Origin of the sequence: Variovorax ginsengisoli, assembly GCF_030811835.1 — a bacterium.
Classification (GTDB): Bacteria; Pseudomonadota; Gammaproteobacteria; order Burkholderiales; family Burkholderiaceae_C; genus Variovorax; species Variovorax ginsengisoli_C.
Genome location: NZ_JAUSRO010000003.1, coordinates 307767 through 330528, shown reverse-complemented (window position 1 = coordinate 330528; position 22762 = coordinate 307767). Strand labels below are relative to the sequence as shown.

Annotated in this window: 20 protein-coding genes and 2 pseudogenes; 14 read left to right on the top strand and 8 right to left on the bottom strand. The window is 66.9% G+C overall.

Annotated features, from left to right (window positions below; all coding sequences use genetic code 11):
• Positions 1-11: 11 nt before the first annotated feature.
• Genes J2W36_RS05795 through J2W36_RS05785 form a run of 3 tightly spaced genes read right to left on the bottom strand, consistent with a single transcriptional unit; the run spans position 12 to position 3479 of the window.
• Positions 12-884, bottom strand: a complete 873-nt coding sequence (locus J2W36_RS05795; RefSeq protein ID WP_307688730.1) for an ABC transporter permease — start codon at positions 882-884, stop codon at positions 12-14.
• Position 885: 1 nt separating this feature from the next.
• Entirely contained in the window at positions 886-1827 is a 942-nt protein-coding gene (locus tag J2W36_RS05790; RefSeq protein WP_307688729.1) for an ABC transporter permease, read from the bottom strand.
• Between the two features lie 59 nt (positions 1828-1886).
• Positions 1887-3479 carry an ABC transporter substrate-binding protein gene (locus J2W36_RS05785; RefSeq protein ID WP_307688728.1) on the bottom strand — a complete coding sequence of 531 codons (1593 nt, stop codon included), beginning with the start codon at positions 3477-3479 and terminating at the stop codon, positions 1887-1889.
• 184 nt (positions 3480-3663) lie between these two features.
• On the opposite strand from J2W36_RS05785, the gene J2W36_RS05780 reads away from it, so the two are divergent.
• Positions 3664-5085, top strand: a complete 1422-nt coding sequence (locus tag J2W36_RS05780) for an aminotransferase-like domain-containing protein (protein WP_307688727.1) — start codon at positions 3664-3666, stop codon at positions 5083-5085.
• On the opposite strand, the gene J2W36_RS05775 is transcribed toward J2W36_RS05780, so the two are convergent.
• Positions 5075-5611, bottom strand: coding sequence for a GAF domain-containing protein (locus J2W36_RS05775; protein ID WP_307688726.1), 537 nt, complete (start codon positions 5609-5611; stop codon positions 5075-5077). The two genes, J2W36_RS05780 and J2W36_RS05775, sit on opposite strands and share 11 nt — an antisense overlap.
• Before the next feature lie 130 nt (positions 5612-5741).
• Between J2W36_RS05775 and J2W36_RS05770 the strand changes: the two genes are divergently transcribed.
• From J2W36_RS05770 to J2W36_RS05735, 8 genes are all read left to right on the top strand, one after another.
• The gene (locus tag J2W36_RS05770; protein WP_307688725.1) at positions 5742-7580 is read left to right on the top strand and encodes an ABC transporter ATP-binding protein; all 1839 of its coding nucleotides are present in this window, start codon (positions 5742-5744) and stop codon (positions 7578-7580) included.
• A 382-nt stretch (positions 7581-7962) separates the two neighbouring features.
• A complete protein-coding gene (locus J2W36_RS05765; protein WP_307688724.1) occupies positions 7963-9426 on the top strand; it encodes a DUF2868 domain-containing protein in 1464 nt (487 codons plus the stop codon).
• On the top strand, positions 9423-10889 hold the full coding sequence (locus J2W36_RS05760) for a GTPase/DUF3482 domain-containing protein (RefSeq protein ID WP_307688723.1): 1467 nt from the start codon (positions 9423-9425) through the stop codon (positions 10887-10889). Before J2W36_RS05765 ends, J2W36_RS05760 begins: the two co-directional genes overlap by 4 nt.
• 10 nt (positions 10890-10899) lie before the next feature.
• Positions 10900-12306 (top strand): sensor domain-containing protein, encoded by a 1407-nt coding sequence (locus J2W36_RS05755; RefSeq protein WP_307688722.1) that lies wholly within the window; start codon positions 10900-10902, stop codon positions 12304-12306.
• A 192-nt stretch (positions 12307-12498) separates the two neighbouring features.
• Complete coding sequence (locus J2W36_RS05750) at positions 12499-13149, top strand: CDP-alcohol phosphatidyltransferase family protein (RefSeq protein ID WP_307688721.1); 651 nt, start codon at positions 12499-12501, stop codon at positions 13147-13149.
• A 36-nt stretch (positions 13150-13185) separates the two neighbouring features.
• On the top strand, positions 13186-13833 hold the full coding sequence (locus tag J2W36_RS05745; RefSeq protein WP_307688720.1) for a histidine phosphatase family protein: 648 nt from the start codon (positions 13186-13188) through the stop codon (positions 13831-13833).
• 57 nt (positions 13834-13890) lie between these two features.
• A complete protein-coding gene (locus tag J2W36_RS05740; RefSeq protein ID WP_307688719.1) occupies positions 13891-14850 on the top strand; it encodes a DnaJ C-terminal domain-containing protein in 960 nt (319 codons plus the stop codon).
• Between the two features lie 5 nt (positions 14851-14855).
• Entirely contained in the window at positions 14856-15179 is a 324-nt protein-coding gene (locus J2W36_RS05735; protein ID WP_307688718.1) for a chaperone modulator CbpM, read from the top strand.
• An 18-nt stretch (positions 15180-15197) separates the two neighbouring features.
• On the opposite strand, the gene J2W36_RS05730 is transcribed toward J2W36_RS05735, so the two are convergent.
• Together J2W36_RS05730 and J2W36_RS05725 are read right to left on the bottom strand one after the other, a co-directional pair.
• On the bottom strand, positions 15198-15926 hold the full coding sequence (locus tag J2W36_RS05730) for an alpha/beta hydrolase (RefSeq protein WP_307688717.1): 729 nt from the start codon (positions 15924-15926) through the stop codon (positions 15198-15200).
• Between the two features lie 88 nt (positions 15927-16014).
• Positions 16015-16983: a helix-turn-helix transcriptional regulator gene (locus J2W36_RS05725; protein ID WP_307688716.1), complete on the bottom strand. Its 969-nt coding sequence runs from the start codon at positions 16981-16983 to the stop codon at positions 16015-16017.
• A gap of 122 nt (positions 16984-17105) precedes the next feature.
• On the opposite strand from J2W36_RS05725, the gene J2W36_RS05720 reads away from it, so the two are divergent.
• Both J2W36_RS05720 and J2W36_RS05715 read left to right on the top strand, forming a co-directional pair.
• Positions 17106-18413, top strand: a complete 1308-nt coding sequence (locus J2W36_RS05720; RefSeq protein WP_307688715.1) for an amidohydrolase family protein — start codon at positions 17106-17108, stop codon at positions 18411-18413.
• Positions 18414-18455: 42 nt separating this feature from the next.
• Positions 18456-19148, top strand: a complete 693-nt coding sequence (locus J2W36_RS05715) for a hypothetical protein (RefSeq protein WP_307688714.1) — start codon at positions 18456-18458, stop codon at positions 19146-19148.
• Here J2W36_RS05715 and J2W36_RS05710 read toward each other — a convergent pair.
• Positions 19123-19509 (bottom strand): annotated as a pseudogene (locus J2W36_RS05710) (Sir2 family NAD-dependent protein deacetylase); the annotation flags it as partial. The gene J2W36_RS05715 and the pseudogene J2W36_RS05710 sit on opposite strands and share 26 nt — an antisense overlap.
• A 189-nt stretch (positions 19510-19698) precedes the next feature.
• Here J2W36_RS05710 and J2W36_RS05705 point away from each other — a divergent pair.
• Positions 19699-19872: pseudogene (locus tag J2W36_RS05705) on the top strand (cytosine deaminase); the annotation flags it as partial.
• A 60-nt stretch (positions 19873-19932) separates the two neighbouring features.
• Here the strand turns inward: J2W36_RS05705 and J2W36_RS05700 are convergent.
• Positions 19933-20760 (bottom strand): IclR family transcriptional regulator, encoded by an 828-nt coding sequence (locus J2W36_RS05700; protein WP_307688713.1) that lies wholly within the window; start codon positions 20758-20760, stop codon positions 19933-19935.
• A 159-nt stretch (positions 20761-20919) separates the two neighbouring features.
• Here J2W36_RS05700 and J2W36_RS05695 point away from each other — a divergent pair, with 159 nt between their 5' ends.
• Both J2W36_RS05695 and J2W36_RS05690 read left to right on the top strand, forming a co-directional pair.
• The gene (locus J2W36_RS05695) at positions 20920-22218 is read left to right on the top strand and encodes a 3-isopropylmalate dehydratase large subunit (RefSeq protein ID WP_307688712.1); all 1299 of its coding nucleotides are present in this window, start codon (positions 20920-20922) and stop codon (positions 22216-22218) included.
• Positions 22215-22757 carry a 3-isopropylmalate dehydratase small subunit gene (locus tag J2W36_RS05690; protein WP_307688711.1) on the top strand — a complete coding sequence of 181 codons (543 nt, stop codon included), beginning with the start codon at positions 22215-22217 and terminating at the stop codon, positions 22755-22757. The genes J2W36_RS05695 and J2W36_RS05690 overlap by 4 nt, the downstream gene beginning before the upstream one ends.
• Positions 22758-22762 lie beyond the last annotated feature (5 nt).

Sequence of the window (22762 nt, the reverse complement as noted above, 5' to 3'; positions counted from 1 at the left end):
GATGGGTCGCCTCAGACGCGTTTGGAGAACTTCGGATCCAGCACGTCGCGCAGGCCGTCACCCAGCATGTTGATGGCGAGCACGGTGGGCACGAGGAACAGGGCCGGAAACAGCACATTGCCGGGGCTCTGCGAGAACTGCACGCGGCCTTCGGCCATGATGTTCCCCCAGGTCGGCACGTCCGACGGCAGGCCCAGACCGAGGAAACTCAGGATCGCCTCGGTGAGCACCGCGGAGGCTGCGATGAAGGTGCCCTGGACGATCAGCGGCGCGAGCGCGTTGGGCAGGATGTCGCGCCAGAGGATGGTGAAGTCGGCGGTGGCCAGCGCGCGCGCGGCCTCGACAAAGGGCTCGTCGCGCAGGCTCATCACCAGCGCACGCACCAGGCGCGTGACGCGCGGCACCTCGGGTACGGCAATGGCAAGCACCACCGTCGGCAGGCTGGCGCCCAGCACGGCGACCAGCGTGATCGCCAGCAGCACGGCCGGGATGGCCATCACGCCGTCCATCACACGCATGAGCACCGCATCGATCGCGCGGAAGTAACCCGCCAGCATGCCCAGCAGGCAGCCGAAGACGATGGCGACCAGTGCCGTCAGCAGACCGACGGCCATCGAGATGCGGGTGCCATAGAGCACACGGCTCCACACGTCGCGCCCCACGCTGTCGCTGCCCATCCAGAAGGTGTGCGCAATCTGCGTACCGTCGGGCAAGGTCACCTGCCCCGTGGTGCCGGCTTCTACCGAAATGAAGCTCGGGTCCATGGCGGAAGGGTCGAAGGTGCCCAGCCACGGCGCGAAGATGCCCATCAGGGCGAGCGCGACCAGCACGATCACGCCACCGCGCACCGCCGTGTTGCGCCAGAGTTTGTGGAGATTGCCCATGTCAGTACCGGATACGAGGGTCGAGAAAGAGGTAGCTCAGGTCCACCAGCAGGTTCACGCCGACATAGACCAGCGCGAAGAAGAGCACCACGCCCTGCAGCACGGGGAAGTCCCGGTTGAGCACGGCGTCCACGGTGAGCTGGCCGAGGCCGGGAATCGCAAACACGGTTTCAGTGACGACCACGCCGCCCAGCAGCAGGGCCGCGCTGACGCCGATCACCGTGACCACGGGCACCGCCGCATTGCGCAGCGCATGGTGCTTGAGCACCTGCAGCTCGGTAATGCCCTTGGCCCGCGCGGTGCGGATGTAGTCCTCGGTCAGCGCCTCGCTGACAGCGGCGCGCGTCACGCGAGACAGAAGTGCCACATAGGTGATGGCCAGTGTCAGGCAGGGCAGCATGAGCTGGTGCATCCATGGCCACACGCCGTCGGCGATACGCCGATAACCCTGCACCGGAAACCACTGCAGCTTCATCGACAGCAGGTAGATGAGCACATAGCCGACCACGAACACCGGCACCGAGAAACCGGCGACCGAGAATGCCATCACCGCCTTGTCGAGCCAGCCGCCCATGCGCCACGCAGCAAGCGTGCCCAGCGGCAGCGCGATCAGCACCGCCAGCAGCAGCGTGCCGGCCGCCAGCGAGAGCGTGGGCTCCATGCGCTGTCCGATGAGTTCGGTCACCGGCTTGTTGAGGAAGAACGAAAAGCCAAGATCGCCGCGCAGCACGCCGCCGCCCCAGATCGCGAATTGCTCCCACAGGGGTTTGGTCAGGCCGAGCTGCACGCGAATGCGATCGAGGTCTTCGTTGGTGGCACTGTTGCCGCCGATGACCGCCGCCGGATCGCCGGGTGTGAGCCGCACGATCATGAAGATCGCAATGGCCACGACCAGCAGCACGGGCACGGTGGCGAGCAGGCGCTTGCCGAGAAAATTCAGCATGGGAAAAACTCCGGACAAAGACGGCGCGCGCCAGGCGCACCGTCTTCAGGTGGTGTGGCTTATTGCTTCTTGATGTTCCAGTACACCTGGGCACCCGCCGGCACCAGGCCGTCGATGTTCTTGCGCACGGCAGCAGGCTGGTTGTACTGGCCGACCGGCACGTGGGTCGCGGTCTCGAAGGCGCGCAACTGGGCGGCGGCGGCCAGCTTCCTCTTCTCGGCGTCGGTCTTGGCCTGCGTGAACTGGACCTTGATCTCTTCGAGCTTGGCGTCGGTCTGCCAGCCGAACCACCCCTTGTCGCCGGTGGCGTTCATCATCGCCATGGTGATCGGGTTGAGGATGTCCGACGCGGTCCACGAGGTCATGAAGGCGCTCCAGCCGCCGGCCGAAGGCGCGTCCTTCTTGGCGCGGCGCGCGACCAGCGTCGACCAGTCCATCGCCTGCATGTCGACCTTGAAACCGGCCTGCTCCAACTGCTGCTTGGCCACCAGCGGCAGCTTGCCGATGGTGGGGTTGTCGGTCGGGCGCATCAGCACCACGGGCTCGCCCTTGTAGCCGGCTTCGGCCAGCAGCGCCTTGGCCTTGGTCGGGTTTGCAACGCCGGTGTACTCGCCGGTCTGCTCCGACTCGAACAGCGTGCCGCACGGGAACATGCTCTTGCAGTAGCGCGTGAGGCCCGGCGTGCCGACCTGGGTGCGCAGGAAGGCCTCCTGGCCCAAGGCCAGCATCGCGGCGCGACGCACCTTTTCGTTGTTGAAGGGAGGCTGCAGGAAGTTGAAGCGCAGGATGAACTGGTTGCCGGCCGGCTGGGCGTCGACCAGCTTGATGTCCGGGTTGGTGCGCAGCGTGGCGTACTGCTCGAACGCGGGCTGCTCCAGGATGTCGGCCTCGCCATTGAGCAGCGCGTTCATCTGGGTCTGTGCGTCGCGGATGATGAGCCACTCGACGCGGTCCACATACACGTTCTTGCCGCCCGCCGTGCCCGATGGCGCTTCCGCACGCGGCTTGTAGCGCGTGTTCTTGGTGAACACCACGCGCTCGCCCGGGCGGAACTCGTCGGCCTTGAACACATAGGGGCCCGAGCCGATCGATTCCTTGATCTGCACGTCGCCGGGTGTGTCGGCCACCCGCTTGGGCATGATGAAAGGCACATTGGACGAGGGCTTGCCCAGCGCTTCGAGCACCAGGCCGAAGGGTTCCTTCAGCACGATGACGAAGGTCTTGGCATCGGGCGTTTCGTAACGCTCAGTGTTCTTGGCGAGCTGGGCACCGAAGGTGTCGCGGCTGGCCCAGCGCTTGATCGACGCAATCACGTCCTCGCCAGTGACTGGCTTGCCATCATGGAACTCCAGGCCATCGCGCAACGTGAAGGTCCAGGTCTTGTTGTCCGCCGACACCTTCCACTTGTCGACCATTTGCGGCTTGATGTGGCCTTCGAGGTCGGTCGCGAACAAGGTGTCGTAGACCATGTAGCCGAAGTTGCGCGTCACGTACGCGGTCGTCCAGATCGGGTCGAGCACCGTGATGTTGCTGCTCGGGATGATCTTGAGCGTGGTCTGCGCCAACGCGGGCGACGCGGCCGCGCCGACCAGCAGTGCGGCGATGCCCCAACGGGAAAGACGGCGCGCCAAGGAGTTCGGAAGTTGCTGCATGGGCTTTGTGATGCGAAGGTGGATCGGAAGCCGTTATTGGGGCAGCATTGCGGGGAAATGTATATGTACAGTTTGTGAGGTCTGTAGTAGAACAGTGCGCACCCGTCCCTCAGTTGGGGCCTGTTTTGCACACGAAGCGTGCATGCGGTGCCTGCCGCGACCTCTTCCTGCTCATCCTCCAGCCATGATCGCCATCGACCCCCTGCTCCCGACGCCCCTGGTCCGCCAGGTCTACGACGCGCTCCTGGCCCAGATCCGCTCCAGCGCCCTGCAGCCGGGCGACAGGCTGCCGTCGGTGCGCGCACTCGCCAAGACGAGCGCGGTCAGCACGATGACCGTGACGAACGCCTACCAGCGACTGGTCGCCGAAGGCCACGTCGAGGCACGGCCGGCCAGCGGCTACTACGTCGCGGCGGTCGAACGCGACGCCGCCCCGCGGCGCAAGCCCTTCCTGGGACGAACCTCGGTCGATTCGCTGTGGCTCCTCAAGCACGTGTATGAAGACGACCGCACCTTGCTGAATGCCGGCTGCGGCTGGGTGCCTCCTGAGATGCTGCATATAGACGGTGTGCGTCGATCGCTGGCGGCGCTCGCACGCAAGTCCGCAGCCGGCCTGGCCAACTACGGCACACCGTACGGTTACTTGCCGCTGCGCCAGCAGATCCAGACGCTGCTCGCGCAAAAAGGCATCGACACCGCGCCCCACCAGATCGTGCTGACGCACGGCGCCTCGCAGGCCCTGTTGCTGATCGCCAGGTGCCTGCTGCAGCCGCGCGACGTGGTGCTGGTCGACGAGCCGAGTTCGACCAACCTGTTCGCGATGCTGCGTTCGCTCGACCTGAAGCTCGTGGGCGTTGAACGCACGGTGCACGGCCCCGACCTGCAGGCGCTGCAGACCCTGGCGCAGCGGCACGGCGCCAAGGCGTTCTTCACCACCAGCAACCTGCACAACCCGACGGGCAGCCAATGCACGCCGGCCGTGGCCTACCAGATGCTGCGGCTGGCCGAGCAGTTGGACTTTCGCATCGTCGACAACGACGCCATGGCCGGGCTGGAGCCGCCGGGCGCGACGTCGCTGGCCAGCCTTGACCGCCTGCAGCGCGTCATCCACGTCGGCAGCTTTTCCAAGACCGTCTCACCCAGCCTGCGCGTGGGCTTCGTGGCCTGCAACGAGGAGTTCGCCGAAAAGCTGATCTACCAGAAGATGGTGAGCAGCCTCACCACCTCCGAACTCAGCGAGAAACTGCTGCACGGCGTGCTGGTGGAGGGACATTACCGGGCACACCTGTCGCGGCTGGCCGAACGGCTGCAGCAGGCACAGGTGGCCGTCTGCGACGGGCTTGAAGCCGCCGGCATGCAACTCTTCATGCGGCCAGCGGGCGGCCCGTTCCTCTGGGCCCGCTTCGAGCGAGACGACGTCGACATGCGTGCCCTGGCGCAGCGCGCCATCGGCGAAGGCTTCCTGCTCGCACCCGGCGACCTGTTTCGCACCGACATCCGCCCCACGCCCTGGCTGCGCTTCAACGTCGGCTATGCGCACGACCCCAAGCTGTACCGCTTCCTGGCACAGGAGGCCCACAAGCATCGGCGCACAGCTATGGGCTGAGGGGCGGGCTCGCCGCCTCCAGCGCCTGGGTGGCGCGGGCCTCGAGCATCACCACGACCTGCTGCGCCATGAACTGCAGTTGCTCCAGCTGGTGGTCGGAGATCGCGCGCGGCCGGGAGTCGAGCACGCAAACAGTGCCCAGCGCCTGGCCAGCGGCAGTGACCAAGGGTGCGCCCGCATAGAAGCGGATGTGCGGCTCGCCCGTCACCAGCGGATTGGCGACGAAGCGCTCGTCCTTGGCGGTGTCTTCGATCACCAGCGGCTGGTCAGGCTGGGCCATCGCGTGGGCACAGAAAGACACCTCGCGCGGCGTCTCTGTCTGCTGCACGCCGATGCGCGACTTGAACCACTGGCGTCGGTCGTCGACCAGTGTGATCAATGCCATTGGCGTGCCGCACACGGTGGCGGCCATGCGCGTGATGTCGTCGTACGCCTGTTCCTCGAGTGAATCGAGCACACCCAAACGCCGGAGGTCGGCCAGGCGGGCGGATTCCTGGGTGGGGTGGATGCGAGGCAAGGTACTCATCGTCGCCTTACAACGTCGCGTCCATGCAAACGGCTGACATCCACCTGACTCTCCCGGCCAGGCCAAGCCCCCGCGCCCGACAGGTCGTTGCTTGCCCGCTACAGTAGGCACCTGACTGGAGACCGCGCCCTTGTTCCGTTTTTTCGAGAGACTTCTTCCCGCTTACCCCCCCGCCGAGCCCACGCTGCCACCCGACGGCTTCTTCGCCTTCCTCTGGGCCTGCACCGACGGCCTGCGCGGCAAGATCGCGGCCATGGCGTTGCTGACGGCCGCCATGTCGTCCTTCGAGGCACTGCTGTTCGCCATGCTCGGGCGCATCGTCGACTGGCTGGGTGGCCAGGTGCCAGCCCGACTCTGGGAAGACCGCGGCACCACGCTCACCTGGCTGGCCGCGGCGCTGGTCGCGAGCATCGCGGTGGTCGGGCTGCAGACCATCGTCAAGCACCAGACGCTGGCCATCAACATGCCGATGCGGCTGCGCTGGAACTTCCACCGACTGATGCTCGGCCAGAGCATGGCCTTCTACCAGGACGAGTTCGCGGGCCGCATCACGGCCAAGGTCATGCAGACGGCATTGGCCGTTCGCGACACCGTCTTCGTGCTGGCCGACGTGCTGGTGGCGATGGGCGTGTACGTCATCACGCTGATCGTGCTGGCCGCTGTGCTGGACACCCAGCTGATGATTCCCTTCGTGGTCTGGCTGCTGCTCTACATCTTGCAATTGGTGTGGTTCGTCCCGCGCCTGGGCGTCATCGGCAAGGCGCAGGCCGATGCGCGTGCCGACATGACGGGGCGCATCACCGACGCCTACACCAACATCGCCACCGTCAAGCTCTTCTCGCACACCCAGCGCGAGGCCGGCTTCGCGCGCTCGGCCATGCAGAAGTTCCAGACCACCGGTCAGGCGCAGATGCGGCTGGTGAGCGCCTTCGAAATCGTCAACCACACGCTGAGCATGGGTCTGACCGCCGGCATGGCGGGCATGGGCCTGTGGCTGTGGTCGCAAGGCGCCGTTGGCGTGGGCGCGGTGGCCGCGGCGACCGCGATGGCGCTGCGTCTGCAGGGCATGTCGCACTGGATCATGTGGGAGATGACCAGCCTGTTCGAGAACATCGGCACGGTGCAGGACGGCATGAAGACGCTCTCGCGCGCACGCACCGTGGTCGACGCGCCGGCCGCGAAGACGCTGCAGGTGCCGCATGGCGAGGTGCGCTTCGAGCATGCGAGCTTCCGCTACGCCGAGGGCCGCCCGCGCGTCATCGACGACATGACGCTGGTGGTGCGCCCCGGCGAGAAAATCGGCCTGGTTGGCCGCTCGGGCGCGGGCAAGTCAACGCTGGTGAACCTGCTGCTGCGCTTCCACGACCTGGACGGCGGCCGCATCCTCATCGACGGACAGGACATCGCGCAAGTCACGCAGGATTCGCTGCGCGAGCACATCGGCATGGTCACGCAGGACACCTCGCTGCTGCACCGTTCCGTGGCCGACAACATCGCCTACGGCCGGCCCGACGCAAGCGACGAAGCGATCCGCGCTGCCGCCGAGCGCGCCGAGGCGCATGACTTCATCGGCACGCTGGGCGACGCCAAGGGCCGCACGGGCTACGAGGCTCACGTCGGCGAGCGCGGCGTGAAGCTGTCCGGCGGCCAGCGCCAGCGCATCGCCATCGCACGCGTGATGCTCAAGGACGCGCCGATCCTGCTGCTCGACGAAGCCACCAGCGCGCTCGATTCCGAGGTCGAGGCCGCCATCCAGGCCAGCCTGTACCGGCTGATGGAAGGCAAGACCGTGATCGCCATCGCCCACCGCCTGTCGACCATCGCGGCGATGGACCGGCTCATCGTGCTCGACGGTGGGCGGGTCGTCGAAGAAGGCGACCACCAGAGCCTGCTGGCCCGCGGCGGGTTGTATGCGCGCCTGTGGGCGCACCAGAGCGGCGGCTTTCTGGCGGACCACCTCGACGAATAGCCCTGCCGGTTCTGTGGAGAGTCCTACAGAGCGCCCCGGCTGTTGCCGACAGCAAATCCCAGCGTCGATGCGAAGCTGTGCGCATCGTCAACAAAGAGGAGTTAGCCCGTGAATTCAATCATCTACATCGTCGGTCTGGTCGTGGTCGTGGTCGCCGTACTGTCCTTCTTTGGACTGCGCTGAAAAGACTACAAGACCTTCCGGCCCCCGGGCTGGCTCCAGGCTGCCGTTGTGCAGCCTTTTTTTTCGTGTTCGCGGCGGAACGTGAGGCCATGTCGATCGTGCGGCGCGTCAGCCAGGCGCACGCACGGGGGCCGGGCATAATTTCCAGCCCGCCGCCTCGCCGGCCGCTGTATGCCTCGAAGGGAAGCCGTTGAAGTCCATGTCGCGTGAGTCCCGCGCTGGTGCCATCCAGGATGCACTGTTCATCGAAGCGATCGCACTCATCGAGCAAGCCGGGCCACTGGAAGACGCGCAGGCCATGCGCACGGCGGCAGCGGCCGCAGCGGACAGTGGCAGCCGCATTGCCGCACGCGCCCGCGAACTCGGCCAGCGCGTCGGACTGCAGCACACCTTGCAGCGCGCGCGTGGCGTCGCACCCTGGGTCGCGCTGGGCCTCGTCGCGCTGGTGGTCACGGCGGGCCTCTCGCTGGCTGGCACAGTCGTCGGTGACCGGCGCATCAACGTGATGGTGGCGCTCGTCAGCCTGCTCGGTGCGCACGGGGTCACGCTCGCCCTCTGGGTCGTCGGCCTGGCTTTGCCCGCCGGCGCATTCCGGTTCTCCTTCGGCGGTCTGTGGCTCGCTCTCACTGCGCGCGTGGCCGGTGGTCACACAGGGCAGGCGCCCGTGCTCGCGCGTGCGGCCACGCGTCTGCTCGCACGTGCCAGGCTGCTGCCGTGGGCATTGGGCTTCGTGAGCCACGCCATCTGGACGTTCTCGTTTGCCGTCGTGCTGGCCTCCCTGCTGTTCGCCCTCGCCTTTCGCAACTACACATTGAGCTGGGAAAGCACCATTCTGGAGCCAGCCTTTTTCGTGCGCGCAGTTCAGGCGCTGGGTGCGCTGCCGGCACTGTTCGGCTTCCCGGTGCCCGACGCGAACGCCGTGCTGGCCGCTACGCCGGCCGGCAGCACCATGCCCGGCGCGGGTCAGCGCGCCTGGGCGCTGTGGCTCACCGGCTGCATCGTCTGCTATGGGCTGTTGCCACGCGCACTGTTGGCGCTGCTGTGCGCAGGCGTCTGGCGCCTGCGGCGGGCGCGTATGACGCCCGACACCACGGAGCCGGCCTACCGCAAGCTGGTGACTCGCTTCGACGCGATGGCCCCGGCGCGCGTGACCGACGCCGATCCCGGTGCGCCACCCGCCCAGGCGCCGCGGGGCCTGCAACGCAACGAGGTCACCGATGCCAGGCTCGCCATCGCATTCGAGCTGCCTGGCGATTGGGCGTGGCCACCGATCCAGTGGGAAGCGATGGGTTTCGTTACCTCTCGCGTCGATGGCAGTGCGGCCCAGCGCCGCGCGGTGCTCGACCAGCTGGCACACGCCCGTCCGCACTGTGTGCTGGTGGCCTGCGCCGCATCGGCCAGCCCCGACCGAGGCACGGCCCGCTTCCTGCGGGATGTGGCCGCACTCAGCGGCGAATGCCGCGTCTGGCTGGTGGCTGCCGGCGATGGCGTGGCCGACGCGACTGGCGTGCTGCGCTGGCGCACCTGGCTGGCAGATACAGGCCTGGGCGGGCTCCAGGCCAGCGAGCGTCTCGCGGACGTCATACCGGAGAAGCCGATGGGCCCCACAGGGCCTACCCCGCATGCCAACGAACGCCCATATGGGCGCGGACCCGCTGCATGACGACGACTGCACCGATCCTGATCGCGGTGGTCGGGCACACGAACGCCGGCAAAACCTCGCTGCTGCGCACGCTGACGCGGCGTGTGGACTTCGGCGAAGTCGCGCCACGGCCCGGCACCACGCGGCATGTGGAAAGCGTCGACCTGCAGTGCGACGGCCGCACCGCCTTGCGCTTTTTCGACACCCCCGGCCTGGAAGACGCAGTGAGCCTGCGTGCTCATCTGCAGGCTTTTGGCGAAAGCGGCCACAAAGGCGATGGTGAAGAAGGTGCAACCACACCGCCCGAGCGCATTCGCCGCTTCCTGCGATCGCCCGAAGCGCGAGGTGACTTCGAGCAAGAGGCCAAGGTGCTGCGCACGCTGCTCGATGCAGACGCAGCCTTCCTGGTGATCGATGTGCGGGAGGCGGTGCTGCCCAAATTTCGCGATGAGATCGAACTCATCGGCGGCTGCGGCAAGCCGGTGCTGCCGGTGCTCAACTTCGTGCGCGATGCCCAGGCCCGCACGGCCGACTGGCAGGCCCTGCTCGCCGCCTACGGGCTGCATGCGGTGGTGCGCTTCGACGCCGCCGCACCCTTCGTCGGTGCCGAGCGCGATCTGTACCAGGACCTCGTCACGCTGCTGCGCCATCGCCGCGCAGACCTGGAGGCGGTGGTGCGCCATCTGGCGCATGAGGCGCAGTCGCGCGATACGGCAGCCGCCACACGCATCGCGCGCCTGCTGATCGACGTGGCAAGCCTGCGCCGGCTCCTGCCCGCCGGCTCGGCCAGTGCGGGGGCGTCACGCGAAGCCGCAGTGGCGGCACTGCGCCAAGAAGTCTTTGCGCAAGCGCAGCGCTGCGCCGACGATCTTCTCTCGCTCTACGGTTTTCGCGAAGGTGACGCGGGCGAGGCTCGCTTGCCGGCGGTCGAGGGCCGATGGTCCATGGATTTCTTCAGCCCCGAGGCAATGAAGGACGCCGGCATCCGCTTGGGCAAGGGCGCTGCCGTGGGCGCTGCGGTCGGCGCCGCAGCCGACCTGGCCGTGGCTGGACTGTCGCTGGGTGCGGGTGTGGCGCTGGGCGGTGCCATCGGCGGTGCGCTGGCCCAGGGGTGGGGCCCGCTCGGGCGCAAGCTGCTTCACCGCTTGCGCGACATCCGGGAGCTGAGCGTCGAAGACGCGATATTGGGCGTATTGCTGGTCTGGCAGCTTCGACTCGCGCATGCACTGGCTCGGCGCGGTCATGCCGCCGCCGGCCAGCCGGTCGCCGAAGATGCGCATTTCTCTGTGCCGCCGCACGCCCTCGCGGACGTCCTGCGGGCAGTGCAACCGGCCCGTTCTCACCCCGAATGGGCCATCACCAAAGGCGGCATTTTGGGCGCAAGACAAAACCAGCATGCCGACCTGGAAAAAGCGGATTTGTTGCATATCGTCACACAGGCGATTCAAAGTATTACAAAATGCGGCATGCAGCCACCCGTCTGAATTTCGAGGCATGACCGACTTGTCCAAGCTCGCGCCGAACGGCCAGGAGTTTCTTTCCGAGGTGATTGAACGAATGGTCGACGCGATCTGCGTGGTGGATCTCGATGGCCGGTTCATCTTCGTGAGCGCCGCGGCTCGGCGCATCTTCGGGTACGAGCCCGAGGAAATGACCGGACGCCAGATGATCGATTTCGTCTGCCCCGAGGACCGGGAGCGCACGCTCGCCGCAGCACGCGACGTGATCGCCGGCCAGAGCCAGGCACACTTCGAGAACCGCTATGTCCGCAAGGACGGCACCCTCGTCCACATCATGTGGTCGGCGCAATGGTGGGAATCGGGCACCATGCGCGTGGGCGTGGCGCGCGACGTGACCGAACGCAAGCGTGCCGAGTCGATGCAGGCGGCGCTGTACGCCGTGTCCGAGGCGGCCCATACGGCTGCAGACCTGTCGGACCTGTTCGCTCGCGCCCACGAGATCATCGCGGGCCTGCTGCCCGCAAGCAATTTCTTCGTCGCGCTCTACGACCGTCGCAGTGGCCTGCTGAGCTTCCCCTATTACGTCGACGCCTACCACGCCCCTCCCGCGCCGCGCGCGCTCGATTCGGGCACATTGAGCTCGGAAGTCATCCGCACCGGCAAGCGCCTGCTTCTGCGCTCGGACGCTCAGGCGCCTCTGCCCACGCGGGTCAAGGTGGACATGGGCACCAACTCGCTGGACTGGCTGGGTGTGCCGCTGGACGGACAGGGCGGTCCCATCGGCGTGCTCGCCGTTCAAAGCTACACCGGTGACGTGCGCTACACAGAGCAGGACGCCGACCTGCTGCAGTTCGTCTCCGTCCAGGTGGCCTCGGCCATCGAGCGCAAGCAGATGGAGGAACGTCTGCGCCATATCGCCTGGCATGACCCGCTCACCGACCTTCCCAACCGCTCTCTGCTGCATGGACACCTGCAAAGCAGCCTGGTGCATGCGCGCCGCGAGGGCCGGCACCTGTCTGTGCTCTACCTGGACCTGGACACCTTCAAGCAGGTCAACGACATGCTGGGCCATGGCATCGGCGACCTCTTGCTGCAGGAAGCGGCGCTGCGCATGAAAAAGTGCGTGGGGAGTGCCGACATGGTGGGCCGCATCGGCGGCGATGAATTCCTGATCCTGCTCGACGGCGATACATCGGCCACCGGCGCCGTCGACACGGCAGAACTGATCCGGTCCATCTTGAACCAGCCCTTCCAACTCGAAGGCCACCGTGTGCGCGTTTCATCGAGCATCGGCGTGGCCCGCTACCCCGAGCACGGCGCCGACTACAAGCAGCTCATCCGGTGTGCCGACGACGCGATGTACACCGCCAAGAAGACGGGCGGCAACCGCGTGTGCGTGTGCGCCAACGCATTGCACGACACGGCGCAGCGCGCCGCCTGAACGCCGCGTCACGCCCAACCCATCACGTTGCGCCCTTCACGTCGCCGGCACCTCAACGCTGAGGCGCCAGACACAGACTACATCGGCGCGCTGCCGATTGCGCTAAGGTCCAAGGCATCGCTTCGACCCGAAGCGGGCCCCCGCGCCCGTTTCTCCCCGAATCCCCTAAGTTTCTCCTGAAGGTTTCCTGCCATGTCTTCCCCGCGCCCCGCCGCCACACCGGCGCCTGCCCGCCGGCATTTCTCGATGATCCGCGGCTTCCACCTGGCCGACGCCTTCACGCTCGGCAATGCCGCCTGCGGTGTGGGGGGCGTGTTCCTGGCCATGGCGTACGTCGGCAGCCAGTCGCTGAACTTTTTTTTGTGGGCGGCCGCGCTCGCACCCGCCGCGTTCATCTTCGATGTGTTCGACGGCCGCGTCGCACGCTGGCGCCAGACCCATTCCGCGCTCGGCCGCGAACTCGATTCGCTTGCCGACGTCATCTCCTTCGGCGTTGCGCCTGCCGCGCTGGCGTTTGCAGCGGGTCTCAACGGCGTCTGGGACTGCCTGATTCTGATTTATTTCGTCTGCTGCGGCGTCAGCCGGCTGGCGCGTTACAACGTCACGGCCGAGGCGCTTTCAGAAGGCGCCGACAAAGTGAAGTATTTCGAAGGCACGCCCATTCCCACCAGCGTCGTGCTGGTCGGGGTACTGGCGTGGGCGGCCTGGCAGGGCCACGTCGGCACCGCCGTCTGGGGCGGCAGCTGGCAGCTTGGCCCCTGGGTGCTCCATCCGCTGACGCTGATGTTCGCGCTGTCGGGCACACTCATGATCAGCAAGACGCTGCGCATCCCCAAGTTCTGAGCCGGCCTGTTTCCGCCGCCCTACCGCCCTACCGCCATGTCGACCGAACCGATTCCCGCCCTCCACACCCGCCCGCCCGGCCTGCTGCAACTGGAGGCACTCGGCGCCGCCTTGCCGCTCGCGCCGGCCTGCGATCACTTTTATTTCCTGCGCCACGGCCAGACCGGCCGCAACGCGCAGCGTATCTTTCAGGACGTTGACGAGCCGCTGAGCGCGCTCGGCCTCCAGCAGGCCGCTCGCGCGGCCGAACTGCTGGCCGGCGAGCCGATCCGCAGCATCGTCTGCAGCGACGCAAGACGCGCCTTGGACACTGCGCACGCGGTCGCCGTGCCGCACGGGCTGACGCCGGCAGCGCAAGACATGCTGCGCGAGCGTCACTTCGGTGCGCTGATTGGCACCTCGTCGGCGGCCATCGACTGGGCCTGCGAGCCCGAAGGCGGCGAAACGCTGGCGCAGTTCGTCGCGCGCAAGCACCGAGCGCTCGACGCCGCGCTCGGCCAGCCCGCGCCTGTTCTCGTGGTCGCGCATGGCGGGACGCTCTATGCATTGGCCGCCATGCTGGGTGTGCCGGTGGATGCGAGCGTGCTCGGCAATGCGCAGCCCTTGCGATTCGAGCGCACCGGCACCACATGGCGTGCTGTGCCCCTGCAGGGTCAATTGCGCGGTGAGTCGGCCCTGGCCTGACAACGCCGGGTTGCCGCCACCGCCGGGGTTGTTCAGTTGCAAAGGCAGGCAAAGACGATGGATTTCAAGGACTACTACCAGGTGCTCGGTGTCGAGCGCACCGCGTCTGACGACGAGGTGCGCAAGGCTTACCGCAAACTGGCCCGCAAGTACCACCCCGACGTCAGCAAGGAGCCTGATGCCGAGCGGCGCATGCGTGACATCAACGAGGCCAACGACGTGCTGCGCGACAAGGAAAAGCGCGCCGCCTATGACACGCTTGCCGATCGCGTGGCGCGCGGCGGCAACCCCCAAGGCGATTTCCAGCCCCCGCCCGGCTGGGACGAAGGCTTCGAATTTCACCGCGCCTCCCAGGGCGGCCCTGCCGACCATGCCGACTTCAGCGATTTCTTCTCGTCGGTGTTCGGCGCCGCCGAACGCCGGTCGGCGACCCGGCAGAACCACCGGGCGCGTGGCGAAGACCACCATGCCGCCATCGAAATCTCGGTGGAAGAGGCGCTCAACGGCGCCGAGCGCGAGATCGCACTGCGCGGCCTGGAGACCGGCACCGACGGCCAGCCCGAGCTTCGCACCCGCACGCTGAGCGTGAAGATCCCCGCGGGCGTGCATCCCGGACAGTTGATTCGTCTGGCCCGCCAAGGCTTGCCCGGCCATGGCGGCGAGCCGGCCGGCGACCTTTATCTTGAAGTGCGCATCGCCCCCCACAAGCTGTACCGCGTCGACGGCCGCGACCTGTACATGACCTTGCCGGTGACCCCCACCGAAGCCGCGCTGGGCGCGCAGGTGCAAGTGCCCACGCCGGGCGGCGGCGCGGTCGAGGTCACCGTACCGGCCCGTGCGCGCGCTGGCCTCAAGCTGCGGCTCAAGGGCCGCGGTTTCGCAGGCCATCCGCCGGGCGACCTTTACCTGCTGCTCGAGATTGCACTGCCGCCGGCCGATTCCGATGCGGCTCGCGCGGCCTACGTGCAGCTTGCCAAGGCCGCACCCTTCAATCCGCGCAGTCACCTGGGAGTGTGAACACCATGGCCACGATCACCATCACCAGCACCGCCCTGAGCAACGTGCATCCGCTCGCGGCGGACGAACTGGCGCATGCGTGCGGCGCGCACCTCGAATGGGTCGCACAGCTCGTCGAGGTCGGCATCGTCGAGGTTGCAACCCCGCAGCTGCCGCCGGCGCAGTGGCGCTTCGAGAGTGCAGACCTGCAGCAGGCGCTGGCGGCGCGGCGCCTCGAACGCGACTTCGGCGTCGGCCTGGACGCAGCGGCGCTCATCCTCGATCTGCAGCGTGAAGTGCGCCGGCTCCGGCGCGTGCTGCATGCGCAGGGACTCGACGCGGCAGGTTGAGGTCGACGCTTTCAGACCTCAATCGCGTCCGGCGGCGATGATTGCCGCGCCCAGCACGGCCGGGCTCGAAAACCAGGTCTCGTGGCTGCCTGGGCATTCGACCAGACGGAACAGGCCCAGTCGCTCCGACAGGCGCGGATGCCAGCCGAGGCTGTGCGGCAACGCGGTGTCCTGCTGGCAATTCAGGTAAGACTTGCCCAGCGGCAGCGCTGCCAGGGGGCGCGCAAGCACGATCCTGTCGGTGAAGGTCTTGTAGGGATGAGGATTCAACGTGCCGAACGCCGAGGTGGCGAGTTGCAGGTCGGCATCGTTGATGAATGCCTCCCGCCAGATGTCGAACGGCAACATGACGGCACCGTCGCTGGCTTCGGCCACGGCGTCGAACAGGGTCACGTAGTGCGGCGGCACCAGGTCGTTGAGACTGTCGCCATCCAGCGGCACGAAGGCATTGACGTACACCAGCCGCCTGAGGCGCGGCAGCACCCGGTCGGCGACGCCTGAAATGACCATGCCGCCATAGCTGTGGCCGACGAGGCGCACATCGTTCAGGTCGTTCGAGGTGAGAAACGCTTCCAGCGAAGCGACAGCGTCTTCCAGACCGCAGCGGCTGCGATCGTCGCCACTGCGGTTGCCTGCCAACGTCGGGCAATGCACCGTGTGACCGGCAGCGCGAATCACGTCGGCAACGGCTTCGAGCTGTGCGCCGGTGTGCCAGGCGCCGTGGACAAGAACATAGGTATCGGACATGTCATTTTCCTAGGGGTGGGAGTCCGAAATTAACGCGCGTCCCACGCGCCGGATGGCCGCTGCGCGACACGGCGATGGCCGCTGCGCGTCAACGCCGCTGCCGCAGCACGGCGGGTGTCGCGCCAAGCTGCTGACGGCACACGCGAGCGAAATGCGATGCATCCACCAGGCCGACCCGCCGCCCGATCTCCGCGATGGACAGCCGGTCGAAGCGTGTGTCCGCCAGCATGCGGCGCGCAGCCGCCATCCGGCAGGCCATCAGGCACTGAGCGAAGGTCGTTCCGGTGTGCGCGAGCGCGCGGTGCAGCGTGCGCGGTGACAGGTCGAGCACCCGCGCCACGTCTGCTGCCGTCAGTCCAGGTTCCGCATGGCGTTGACGGACGATGTCGCCAATGCGGCCTGCAAGCGCGTCGGCCGACGCGCGCGGCAGCGCCAGCACCGGCTGCGCTGCCTGCGTGGCCATTGCCAGCAACGCGCCCAACTGATCGCTCAGCACGTCGTGCGGCAGAGGCGCCGCCGCGGCCGATTCGGGCGACAACGCGCGCGCGAAGCTGCTGAGCGCCAGCCCCCAGCCCGCCTGCCCGTCGATGCGGTGTGCCACCTGAGACGCCGGATCGACCAGCCAGGACGCGAGCCAGTCGGGCGGCAGTTGGAGAGAGATGGTGTCTGCACTGACGGGAAAGTGGAATTCGTAGCAACGCCGCGAATCGACCAGCACCACATCGTTGGGCAGCAAGCGCGCCGAGCGGCCGGCCTGCTCGGTCGTCCAGGGCGTGTCGGTCTTGCAGAGCAGGTAGAAGTAGCTGTTGGTACTGCGTGCGATGGCCGCCGGCGTGCGGTAGACATCCTGTGTACAGCCGCTCACACGATTCACGCCGACTCGCCCGCAGGCTGCCGACACGAGGGAACTGGAGAACGCGGCCGCTTCCGGGCTGCTCACCTCCATTTCAAGAAAGCCTTCGCAAATTGCATCCACCCAGTAGTCGAGCCGCTGCGCGGGCGCCACTTCGTCGGTGGACCACCTGCGAATCGTGGAAGGTGGGTGGCGATCGTCCATGACTGCATTTCCTGAAAAGGGCCGTGCGTCGCCCGTGATGCCGAAAGTGACGGTGCGGGCACTGCACGCTGCCAACATAATCGGGCATCCGCTACGTCCGGGCGCAGCAGCGCCACATCATCATGCTGAATCTTCTCCTGCGCAACGCCACGCTACCCGACGGCCGCACCGGCATGTCCATCGCCGTGCAGGACGGCCGCATCGCCGAAGTGACAGCCGGGCTCGACGCGCCGGCCCACGAGACGCTCGATGCACAAGGCCAGCTCGTTGCGCCCCACTTCATCGACCCGCACTTCCACATGGACGCGACGCTGAGCTACGGCCTGCCGCGCATCAACGAAAGCGGCACTCTGCTCGAAGGCATCGCGCTGTGGGGCGAGCTCAAGCCGCTGCTCAAGCAGGACGCGCTGATCGAACGTGCGCTGGCCTACTGCGACTGGGCCGTGGCCAAGGGGCTGCTGGCCATCCGCACCCACGTCGACACCAGCGACCCGAGCCTGCTGGCAGTCGACGCGCTGCTGGAGGTCAAGCGCCTGGTCGCGCCCTACCTCGACCTGCAGCTGGTGGCCTTCCCGCAGGACGGCGTGCTGCGCACGGCCGGCGGCGTTGACAACCTCCAGCGCGCGCTCGACAAGGGCGTCGATGTGGTCGGCGGCATTCCGCACTTCGAACGCACCATGGCCGATGGCACGGCCAGCGTGAAGCTGCTGTGCGAGATCGCGGCCGAGCGTGGCAAGCTGGTCGACATGCACTGCGACGAGTCGGACGATCCGCTGTCGCGCCACATCGAGACGCTGGCCTTCGAGGCGCAGCGACTCGGGCTGCAGGGCCGCGTGACCGGCTCGCACTGCACGTCGATGCACAGCATGGACAACTACTACGTGAGCAAGCTGCTGCCGCTGATCGCCGAAAGTGGCGTCGCGGTCATCGCCAACCCGCTCATCAACATCACGCTGCAGGGCCGCCATGACACCTACCCCAAGCGCCGAGGCATGACGCGCGTGCCCGAACTGATGGCCGCCGGCGTGAACGTCGCGTTCGGCCACGACTGCGTGATGGACCCCTGGTACGGCATGGGTTCGGGCGACATGCTCGAAGTCGCGCACATGGGCCTGCACGTGGCGCAGATGACCAGCCAGGCGGGCATCCGCCGCTGTTTCGACGCGGTGACGACGAATGCGGCGAAGGTCTTCCACCTGCCGGCCTACGGGCTCGAGGCGGGCTGCGACGCCAGCTTCGTGCTGCTGCAGGCGCGCGACCCGGTCGAGGCGATCCGTCTGCGCGCAACGCGGTTGAAGGTGTTCCGCCGCGGTGTGCTGCTGGCCGAGACGCCGGCCGCCACGGCGGCGCTGCACGTGACGGGCCGACCCAGCAGCACTTCGTTCATGATGGCGCAGAGGCCCGAGTCCGACCGCAACGCGTCAACCTAGACTCATCTGTCGATTGGTCCAACCACTTACACCGTCCACCTGATGCTGCAGAAACGCTTTCTGATATCCCTTTCCCTGTGCCTGTGCGCCGGTATCGTCGCTGCGCAGGGCCAGAACCCTCCCGCTGGCGAATACATCTTCGAGCGTGGCAGCGGCGTGCTGAACGTCAAACCGAACGGCACTTTCGATATCAGCACCATCGGCCCCAACGCCCACCTGTGCGAGCTGGACGGCCGCATCGTGCGCGGCAAGGCCAAGCTGGACGACAGCCCTTGCGTGGTGGATTTCGCGACCCATGGGAAAACCGTCGTCGTCACGACAAACGCTGCCGAGCAATGCCGCGACAACTGCGGCGCACGCGCCACCTTCGAAGGTACATATACGCGCCCCACGCCCGCCTGCACCCACAGTGCCGTAAGCACTTCGCGCAAGCGCTTCAAGCAGCAGTTCGATGCCAAGAACTACGCGGTCGCCGAGGGCACCCTGTCGGCCGTGCTGTCGGAGTGCGAAAAGACGCTCGACTGGCTCAGTGCAGGTCGCATCCGCAATGACCTGGCGCTCACCCAGTCCAAGCGGGGCGACAAGGCTGCCTGCCTGAGAACACTGCAGCCGTTGGCCGAAGATGCGGCCAAAACGGACGACGGCATCAAGGAAAGCTATCCGCCGGCGGATGCCGAAGACTACCTGCCGATCGTCAAGGCCACACGCTTCAACCTGAAGATGTGCGCGGGTTGACCTGCGGAGCTGCGGAATGGATGCGCCCGATTTCCAGCGCCTCCAGCGTGGCGCCAATGGGTGCCTCGACCTTCAACGTCAGCAGGTCGTCGGCCCGGGTGCGGCCCAGGTTCAGTGCCGCCACCGGCTTGCCCGCCGCCACCGCCGCCTGCACGAAGCGAAAGCCCGAATAAACCATCAGGGATGATCCGGTGACCAGCATGGCATCGGACTCGGCCAGCGCCGTTAAAGCGGCCTGCACGCGCTCACGCGGCACGCTCTCGCCGAAGAACACCACGTCGGGCTTGAGCAGGCCACCGCACACCGGACAGGCGGGGACGTCGAAGCTGGCGAAATCGACCTCCTCCAGATCGGCGTCGCCGTGAATCTTTTCCTGCGCAACGCCACGCTACCCGACGGCCGCACCGGCGCGTCAACGAAAGCGGCACGCTGCTCGAAGGTATCGCGCTGTGAGGCGAGCTCAAGTAGCTGCTCAAGCAGGCCATGGCCGATGGCGCGACCAGCGTGAAGCGGCTGTGCGAGATCGCGGCCGAGCGTGGCAATCCACTGGCGGGCCTACGGGCACGAGGCGGGCTGCGACGCCAGCTTCGTGCTGCTGCAGGCGCGCGACCCGGTCGAGGCGATCCGCCTGCGCGCGACCCGGCTGAAGGTGTTCCGCCGCGGTGTGCTGCTGGCCGAGACGCCGGCCAGCACAGCCACGCTGCGGCTGGCAGGACGACCTTCCCATTGCGCGTTCATGCCGGCGCGCGGGTCGGACCGAGGGTCAGCCGACGGCTGCCCGCCCTCAGGTCTTTTTCGCGTTGTCGCTCGATTCGCTCAGACCGCCCGCACTGTTCATCGCGGCTTCGACCTTGCGTACCTGCTGCTTGAGTTCGCGCGCCAGGTCTTCGCGCCGCTCGGACTCCAGCCGGCCCGAGATCGCGGCGATGCTGATGGCACCGACCGGGTTCTCCGTCGGGAAGGCCACGCCGATGGCGGCGGTGCCCGGCGTCACCACGCTGTCGAGGAACGAATACCCCTGCGCCCGGCCGCGTGCCACCGCCTCACGCAGGAAGTCGGCGGTGAAGGAGGCGAACTTCTCGTAGCGATGGCCGTTGGCATCGATGATCGCCTCGGCCTCTTCTACGGGCATGGCGCACAGCATGGCCAGTCCGCCTGCGCCGACGCCCAGCGGCCGTCGAATGCCGATGTCCAGCGGCATGGCCTTGATCGGGTAGTCGCCCAATGCGCGGTTGGTGCACACCGCTTCCATACCGCTGCGTTCGCTGAGATAGACCGTGTCCTGCGTCAGGTCGGCGAGCCGATGCACGGCGGCGTCGCACAGCTCGCTGAGCCGATAGCGGGGCCGTGCGAGCAAGCCCAGCTCGTGCAGCAGCGGGCCGAGGAAATACTTTCGCGTGTGCGGATCTCGGTCGACCAAGCCTTCGATCTCCAGCCGCTGCAGCATGCGAAAGCAGGTCGACTGCGGCAAGCCGCTGGTGGTCGCCACCTCGCCGATGCGCATGCCCCGTCGGCCACGGGACGCCACGACACGGAGCATGCCCACCACGCGCTCGATGCTCTGCGTGCCCGTTCTCGGTGTGCCACCTTGTGGCGATTCATTTTCGGTCATGGCTGCAATCGTCTCCTGTTCCCCTATGGCGATCTTTATATTGCATCCACATTGTGGGCATCCTAGGGTTAACCTTGTTCGTAGCGACAAGGGGGTCATCTTTAATCAATGCAAGGCGGTTTTACAGATCGCCACATTGTGGATAAACAAGGAGACAAGATGCCCCAGACGATGACCGAGAAGATCCTGGCCCGCGCAGCCGGCCGCGCGAGTGTTTCGCCCGGCGACGAACTCCTCGCCCGTCCCGATTTCGTGATCGCGTACGACTTCCCTGGCTACACCGACGTGTTCTTCAAGGAAGCGAAGGAAGAGTTCGGCGTGGACAAGGTGCCAAGCCCTGAGCGCTTCGTGCTTTTCATCGACCACATGGTTCCGGCCACTGCGCCCAAGGAAGAAGAGCTGCACAAGGTCACCCGTGCGTGGGGCAAGGACCAGGGCGTGCCGGTGCACGAGCGAGAAGGCATCGGCCATCAGGTGTCGGCCGAACTGGGCTACGCCACGCCAGGCGCCTTCGCAGTGCACTTCGACGGCCACGTGAGCCAGCTCGGCGCCTTCGGCACGCTGGCGATGGGCGCGCGCAAGAGCGTGCTCGAGACCTTCGTCAGCGAGACCATGGCGCTGACCGTGCCCGGCACCGTGAAGATCACGCTCACCGGCACGCTGCAGCCCGGCGTGATGGCGCGCGACGTCTTCCACCACATGGTGCGCGTGCTCGGGCCGTCGTCTTGCCGCTTCAAGGTGGTCGAGTTGTGTGGGCCGATCATCGACGACATGAGCATCGAAGGCCGCCAGACCGTCTGCGGCCAGGCCATGTTCCTCGGTGCGACGACCATGCTGATCGCGCCCGACGCCAAGACGCTGGCGTATGCCAAGGGCCGCTCCAAGATCGTGCTCGACCCGGTCTACCCCGACCCCGATGCGGTGTACGACCGCGAAGTGACCATCGACGTGAGCAACCTCGCCCCGATCGTCGTCGCGCCGCCGAGCCCCGCCAACACGCGCGACCTGACCGAGTACGTCGGACTCGAAGTGCACACCGGCTACCTCGGCTCCTGCGCCAGCGGTCGACTCGAAGACCTGCGTGCTGCCGCCGACGTGCTGCGCGGGCGCCACATCAAGCCGGGCTTCCAGCTCCATGTGGTTCCAACCTCGCAGGCGATCATGTCGCAGGCTGCGAAGGAAGGGCTGATCTCCACCCTGGTGGATGCCGGCGCATTCATCAGCTCGTCGAGCTGCGACTACTGCTACGGCCGTATCGCCACCATGACCGACGGCCAGCGCGCCGTGTCGACCGGCACGCTCAACACACCGGGCCGCATGGGCAGCGCCGATTCGGAAATCTTCATCTGCAACGCAGCGGTGGTTGCTGCGTCGGCGCTCGAAGGCTGCATTGCCGACCCGCGTCCGTATCTCGCTGAAGCCGCACGGGCCAAGGAACTCGAAGGGAGCGCAGCATGAGCATGCCCAACCTGCAGGGCCGCGCAGCCTGGATTTTCAAGGAAGACGATTTCGACATCGACCTGATCGTCGGCATCAAGAACATCAAGATCACCGACATCCACGAGCTTGCCGCCGTCACCATGACGAGTTACGACGCCGACTTCGCCACGTCGGTGAAGAAGGGCGACCTGCTCGTGGGCGGCCACAACTTCGGCTATGGCCATCCGCACTACCCCGCGATGCGTGCCATGCGCCATCTGGGCGTGGCGGGCGTGATCGCCGAGTCGTTCTCGCCGGGTTTCTTCCGCGGAGAGATCAGCATGGGCTTTCCGCTCGTCACCTGCCCCGGCATCCGCGAGATCACCACGCGCTGGGACGAACTGAAGGTCGACTGGGACGCCAGCACCGTGACGAACATTGGAAGCGGCAGGCAGTTGCCCTTCGAGCGCCTGTCTTCGGTGGAGCGCGGCACACTGGAAGCTGGCGGATTCATTCCCTACCTCAAGGCACGGCTGGCGCGGCAGAACGATGCCGCCGGGTCGACGGCTTCAGCCTGAGCCCG